The 6,506-nt window shown below is 67.8% G+C and carries 7 protein-coding genes; 6 read left to right on the forward strand and 1 reads right to left on the reverse strand.

The genetic code is table 11. From position 1 onward, the window contains the following. Window positions 1-119: 119 nt before the first annotated feature. Complete coding sequence (locus AX702_RS11965; RefSeq protein ID WP_066779858.1) at window positions 120-1,013, reverse strand: LysR family transcriptional regulator; 894 nt, start codon at window positions 1,011-1,013, stop codon at window positions 120-122. A gap of 157 nt (window positions 1,014-1,170) precedes the next feature. On the opposite strand from AX702_RS11965, the gene AX702_RS11970 reads away from it, so the two are divergent. The 6 genes from AX702_RS11970 to AX702_RS11995 all read left to right on the forward strand — a co-directional run bounded on the left by AX702_RS11970 (window position 1,171) and on the right by AX702_RS11995 (window position 6,343). Continuing rightward, window positions 1,171-1,560 carry a (R)-mandelonitrile lyase gene (locus AX702_RS11970; RefSeq protein ID WP_066779859.1) on the forward strand — a complete coding sequence of 130 codons (390 nt, stop codon included), beginning with the start codon at window positions 1,171-1,173 and terminating at the stop codon, window positions 1,558-1,560. 127 nt (window positions 1,561-1,687) lie between these two features. Next, window positions 1,688-2,386 (forward strand): RibD family protein, encoded by a 699-nt coding sequence (locus AX702_RS11975; RefSeq protein ID WP_066779860.1) that lies wholly within the window; start codon window positions 1,688-1,690, stop codon window positions 2,384-2,386. 259 nt (window positions 2,387-2,645) lie between these two features. Next, complete coding sequence (locus AX702_RS11980; protein ID WP_443026296.1) at window positions 2,646-3,698, forward strand: (R)-mandelonitrile lyase; 1,053 nt, start codon at window positions 2,646-2,648, stop codon at window positions 3,696-3,698. Window positions 3,699-3,860: 162 nt separating this feature from the next. Then, a complete protein-coding gene (locus AX702_RS11985; protein WP_066779866.1) occupies window positions 3,861-4,658 on the forward strand; it encodes a YkgJ family cysteine cluster protein in 798 nt (265 codons plus the stop codon). A gap of 105 nt (window positions 4,659-4,763) precedes the next feature. Next, complete coding sequence (gene paoA / locus AX702_RS11990) at window positions 4,764-5,396, forward strand: aldehyde dehydrogenase iron-sulfur subunit PaoA (protein WP_066779868.1); 633 nt, start codon at window positions 4,764-4,766, stop codon at window positions 5,394-5,396. After that, entirely contained in the window at window positions 5,393-6,343 is a 951-nt protein-coding gene (locus AX702_RS11995; RefSeq protein ID WP_066779870.1) for an FAD binding domain-containing protein, read from the forward strand. Before paoA ends, AX702_RS11995 begins: the two co-directional genes overlap by 4 nt. Window positions 6,344-6,506: the final 163 nt, after the last annotated feature.

Here is a 6,506-nt window from a genome sequence, read left to right on the forward strand (position 1 = left end):
CACTGTGTGCCTTTTCTATCTAGCGGAGCAGTGTCATTTCTACTTAGCGCCTACAGTCAACTAAGACGATAAGAACCGTTATGTTAAGCGCTCTGCTGCCCACCGTTGTGAAACAGTGACTAGCCTCGATGACGCAGCGCTTCGACCAGTAACGCGAAGGCGGCCGATGGCTGGCGGCGGCTGGTGTAATACAGATGGTAGCCGGCAAATGGCGGGCACCAATCGTCCAGCACGGTGACAAGGCTGCCGTCAGCGATCGCGGGCGCGGCCTGATCCTCCATGATGAAGCCGAGCCCGAAGCCGGCAATCGCTGCACGCATGATCATGTCGGTGTTGTTGAACGCGAGCTGGCCTTCCACACGCACGCGAAGCTCGCGCCCGTCCTTTTCCAGTTCCCAGGCGTAGATGCCGCCCGAGCTCAGCATACGCAGGTTGATGCACTGGTGCCCGGACAGGTCCTGCGGCGTCCGCGGCACGCCCGCCTTTGCCAGATAGGCCGGCGAGCCGATCACGACCATGCGCTGTTCCGGGCCGATCCGGACCGCGATCATGTCCTTGGCCAGCGCCTCGCCGAGCCGAACGCCCGCGTCGAACCGGTCGGCGACGATGTCGGACAGGCTGGAATCGATGCTCAATTCGACATGCACGTCGGGATAGTTCGGCAGGAAGCGCTCAAGCGCCGGCCACAGGATCGTTCGTGCCGCATGGTCCGACGTTGTGATGCGCACGGTGCCCGACGGCTTGTCACTCAATTCGCTGATCATCGACAATTCGGTGCCGATCATGTCGAGCGCGGGGCGCAGCGTCGCGATCAGCCGTTCGCCAGCTTCCGTCGGCGCGACGCTCCGCGTCGTACGCGTCAGGAGGCGAACACCCAGCCGGGTCTCCAGCCGGCGCACGGTGTGGCTCAAGGCGGATTGCGAGGTGCCAAGCCTCGCCGCGGCGCGTGTGAAGCTCTGCTCCTCCGCCACGGCGAGAAAGGCGTTCAGATCGACAAGCTCTTCGCGGCGCATAGCGCGATCTATCACTCAGCCCGGGCTTGGTCGATGTGGTTCCATGAATACCAGGCATAGCCGCTTGCGACGAACGCCGCCTAATCGGACGGGGCATGAGCTGCTACATGGAGCCTGGCGACCGACATGCGGTGCCCTCAGGAAAGGAACCTCCGAGATGCAGATCGTCCGCAGCGGAGCCCAGGATTCGAACAAGGGGCCGGCCGATTACTTCACCGGCAACGTTCGCGTGGACGCGCCCTTCAAGGGTAGCGGGGCGCTGTCCGGGGCGACCGTCACCTTCGAGCCGGGCGCTCGGACAGCATGGCACACACACCCGCTCGGCCAGACGCTCCTGATCCTTTCGGGCCTCGGGCGCGTGCAGCGCGAAGGCGGACCAGTCGAGGAGGTCAGGCCCGGCGACATCGTCTGGTTCGAGCCCGACGAAAAGCACTGGCATGGCGCGGCGCCCGGTTGCGCGATGAGCCACCTTGCCATCGCCGAAATGAAGAATGGCTCGGCCGTCACCTGGATGGAGCAGGTCAGCGACGCCCAATACGCCGGCTGACGTTCGGTGCCGCAAGGGGATGGCGCCCGTTTCCAGCCCTTCCCGGTGGCCCCTTCTCCCTCACCTGCCGCGACCGGCGCCGCCGGCCCCCGGTTGCGCGAAATTTTCTTTGCGAGGAACCCGCCCGATGAAGCCGCTCGTCATCTGCCACATGATGTCCTCCCTCGATGGTCGCCAGCATCCCAGCCGCTTCACGATGAGCCCGGACGGGGAGCGCCGCGATTGGTCCGCATTGTACGAACGCGTTCACGAGGATCTTGCCGGCGACGCCTGGATGGTCGGGCGCGTAACCATGGCGGAGATGAGCAAGGCCGGCCCCCACGCACCCGTCGCCCCTGGACGAGTCGAGCGCCCGGTGCATGTCGCGCGCGCCGCGCAAAGCTACGCCGTCGCCATTGACCGTTCCGGCAAACTCCACTTCGATGGCGATGCGATCGGCGGCGATCACGTGATCGTGCTGCTCGGCCACGACGTGCCGGACAGCCACCTCGCGGAGCTGAGCGCGGACGGCGTGTCCTACATCGTCGCGCCGGACGACGACATGGATCTTGCCGCGATGCTGGAAACACTCGCCGAGCGCTTCGGCATCCGGCGCCTGCTGCTGGAAGGCGGCGGGACCATCAACGGCAGCCTTCTGGCGGCCGGGCTGGTGGACGAGCTAAGCGTCCTGATCGCGCCCGCGCTCGACGGCGGAACGCAAACTCAGGGCTTCGTCGCGCACGGAACCGGCGGTCTTGCGGGAATGGTGCAGCTGAGCCTGATCGAGGCGCGGACGCTGGAACACGGCACGGTCCACCTGCGATACCGGGTGCGACGGCCCGATTGAGCCGCCACCGCGCCCAAAATCTCGGCGATCCCTCTCCCCCGCTGGAACGGGAAACGGCCGAGGCCTGATCCATCATTTCTGTTCCCGCAAACAGCCAGGCCGCCTCTCAAGGAGACGAACCATGCGATCTTTCTTGCCGCTCCTTCTGGCCGCTGCCCTGCCCACATCCGTGCTCGCCCAATCCGCACCGCCGCCACGCTCCGTCGCGCCGGCCACCATGAAGCGCTGGGCGCCAGCGCTTGCCGGTGACACGGACCGGGTGCTCTTCGGCGACGTCTGGCGGCGCGCCGAGCTTTCGCCGCGCGACCGCAGCATGGTGACCGTCTCGGTCCTGATTGCGACGGGCAGGACGGCGCAGCTCGAGGGCCATCTCGGCCGCGCGCTCGACAACGGTGTTCGACCCTCCGAAGTCGCGGGTCTGGTGACGCACCTTGCCTGGTACACCGGCTGGCCCAATGCCGTCTCCAGCCTCCAGGTCGTCGATCGTGTCATGGGCGGTCGCGGCGTTGACCCATCGGCGGTGCAATCCGACGGAACCCCAGTGGGCCTGCCGTCGACCGACCCGGCGCGCGCCCGGGGGGTGAGCGACACCATCGCCCCGACCGCGCCCAAGCTCGCCCAACTGACCAACGACGTTTTGTTCGCCGATGTGTGGCGACGTTCCGATCTGGCCCCTCGCGACCGCAGCCTCGCCACCATCGCGGCGCTCGCCGCGAACGGGGACGCGGACCAGCTCGCCTTTCACGTCACACGAGGGCTCGAGAACGGCCTCACCCGCGCCGAGATCGCCGAGGCCATGACGCACCTCGCCTTCTACGCGGGCTGGCCCAAGGCGATGGCGGCCATTGCCGTGCTCGCGAAGACGAACGGCGCGCGGGAGGCTGTTGCCGAACCGCTGGTGATCGTTCCACCCGGCGGATCGCCGCAGAAGGGGCCGGCCGAGCGCTTTACCGGGACTGTCACGGTCACATCCCCCTTCCGCAGCAGCGGAGACGCGCGGCTCGGCGGTGCCACGGTGACGTTCCGTCCGGGCGCACGATCGAACTGGCACAGCCACCCGCTCGGCCAGCTCCTCGTCGTTACCGATGGCGAGGGCCGCATCCAGGTCGAAGGCGGAGACATGCGCGCCATCCGCGCCGGCGATACGGTCTGGACCGCACCCAACGTGCGGCACTGGCACGGGGCCTCGCCGGATCGGGCGATGACCCATGTGGCGATCAGCGAGAATATGGCCGGTCAGGACGTGTCCTGGGGCGAGCCGGTCACCGAGGCGCAATATCGCGGCCTTCCCGCCAGCCCGAGTGAGCGATAGACCGAGTGCAACGTCGCTGCAGGATTGAGCGGCTAACCCGCGCCCTCGACAACCAATTCCCTACGATGACGGGATCACTCCTTTGTTCACCTCCATCGACATGACCCGCGGCGAAGCGCCCGGAGCCGGCGCTGCCCCGGCCGGGCGGAACGTGCGCGCGGCATGACGCTGCGCTTCGGGTGCACGGCATGCGGCCGGTGCTGCCACGATCTTCGGCTGCCGCTGTCGCTGCGTGAGGCGCAGAGCTGGCTGCAACGCGGCGGCGAGGTCGAGCTTCTGACCGATGCGGCGCCCGCCCTGCCCGCTCAGCCGGACGACCCCCGCTCCCGTTACCGTCGCGAGCGCGCGCTTGCCGGCGTCAGTGGCGGGCTGGCCGTTACCGTCAATCTCACGCTGGCGGCGACCTTTTCCGGCCCCTGCCCGCATCTGCTGCCGACCATGCGGTGCGGCGCCTATGCGGATCGGCCCAGCACATGCCGGATCTATCCGGCCGAGCTCCTGCCGGGGCGCCTGGTGGATCCGGACACCAAGGCCTGTCCGCCAGAGGCCTGGGATCCCTCCGGCCCACCCTTGCTGAGCCCGGACGGCCGGCCCGCCGATCCGGATGTCGCGCGCGCCGCCCGGCAAGCACGCGCCGACGGCCTTGCGGATGTCGCCGGCAAGGCGCGGCTCGCGCAGTTGCTTGGCATCGACACGGCGGCGCTGGAGAATGAAGGTCTGGCGGTGCACCGGCGACCGGCTTCCGCCCTCCTGGCCGCGCTCGGCACGGCCTGCTCGATGCCGGCCGGGCCGCCGGAGCATATCGAGTGGCGGTTCATCAGCCCGTCCGCCATCACGCGCAGCATGATCGAGGATGCCGGCGCGATCGCGACCGCTGCCGCTCAGTCGACAGACACGTCGTTCCTGTCGTTCGGCCCGGTCGCTCAGCAACACTTTGAAACTCATGAACAGCCGACATAAGAGCATGCCATGGATTTCAGGTAACCAGTTGATCGCAAGTGAGTTATCTTTGATCAGAAGACTTGCCGCCCGGCCGAAGTCGCGCGGCCCGAACGGGGAACAACCATGCCGGAATCAGGCGATCTTGAGTTTTCACGGCGCGGCGTGCTCGCCGGCAGTACGGCGGCGGTCGCGCTGACGGCGGTACCGGCTGACGCGCAGACCCCGCGTGCGGAGCGCGCGCCGGCCGCGATGCCGGTCTCCTTCGAGGTGAACGGCAAGCCCGCCAACCTCCAGCTCGATACGCGCACGACGCTGCTAGATGCCTTGCGCGAGCATCTGAAGCTGACGGGCACGAAGAAGGGCTGCGACCATGGCCAGTGCGGCGCCTGCACGGTTATCGTCAATGGCGAGCGGATCAACTCCTGCCTCAGCCTCGCCGTGCAGCACCAGGGCGACAAGGTAACGACGGTGGAGGGGCTGGGCACGCCCGACAAGCTCCACCCGATGCAGGCGGCCTTCGTGAAGCACGACGGCTATCAGTGCGGCTATTGCACGCCGGGGCAGATCTGCTCGGCAGTGTCGGTGCTGGACGAGATCCGGCGCGGCGTGCCGAGCCACGTGCAGGCCGACCTGCTCGACCGCCCCGGCTTCTCCCCCATCGAAATGCGCGAGCGGATGAGCGGCAACATCTGCCGCTGCGGTGCCTATTCCAACATCCTTGACGCGATGACCGAAGTCGCCGGAGAGCGCGCATGAAGAGCTTCACCTACGAGCGCGCCAAGTCTCCCGCCGAGGCGGCGGCAGCCGTGGCGCGGCGACCGGGCGCCAAGTTCCTGGCCGGCGGCACCAACCTGCTCGACCTCATGAAGCTGGAGATCGAAACGCCGACGCACCTCGTCGACGTCCAGGATCTCGGCCTCGACCGGATCGAGAAGACGGATGCCGGTGGCCTCAGGATCGGCGCGCTGGTGACCAACACCGCGCTCAGCGCCGATGAGCGGATCCGGCGCGATTATGGCGTGCTGACGCGTGCGATCCAGGCCGGCGCCTCCGGTCAGCTCCGCAACAAGGCCACCACCGCCGGCAACCTGCTCCAGCGCACCCGCTGCCCGTATTTCTATGATCCCAACATGCCCTGCAACAAGCGCAAGCCGGGCTCGGGCTGCGGGGCGATCGGCGGCTATTCGCGCCAGCTCGCAGTGGTCGGCTCCAGCGACAAGTGCATCGCCACCTATCCCGGTGACATGGCGCAGGCGCTGCGCGTCCTCGACGCCAGCGTGGAGACGGTGAAGGCCGACGGCAGCACCCGCGCCATCCCGATCGCCGACTTTCACCGGCTGCCGGGCGACCGTCCCGAAAAGGACAATGTGCTGGAGCGCGGCGAGCTCATCACCTCGGTAACGCTGCCTCGGCCGCTCGGCGGCACGCACCTCTACCAGAAGGTGCGCGACCGTGCGTCCTACGCCTTCGCGCTCGTCTCGGTCGCCGCGGTGATCCAGAAGGACGGCACGGGCCGGGTTTCGTTCGGCGGCGTCGCGCACAAGCCGTGGCGTGTCGAGGCGGCGGAGGCGGCGATGCCGCAGGGCGCGCGTGCCGTCGCGGCCCGCGTCTTCGCGGATGCGAAGCCGACCGAGGACAACCGGTTCAAGATCAACCTGGCGGAGCGTACGCTCGCGTCGGTCATGGCTGAGGCCAAGGGGTAAGTCGCATGGAGTTCAACGCACCAGCAGGGACGAACCTGTTCGACAATGCCAAGGTCGTCGGCAGGTCGACGCCCCGCATCGACGGCCCGCTCAAGACCACCGGCACGGCGCCCTATGCCTATGAGCGTCACGACGTCGCGCCCAACGCGGCCTATGGCTATAT

This window comes from Sphingomonas sp. CCH5-D11 (genome assembly GCF_001557395.1).
Classification (GTDB): domain Bacteria; phylum Pseudomonadota; class Alphaproteobacteria; order Sphingomonadales; family Sphingomonadaceae; genus Sphingomonas.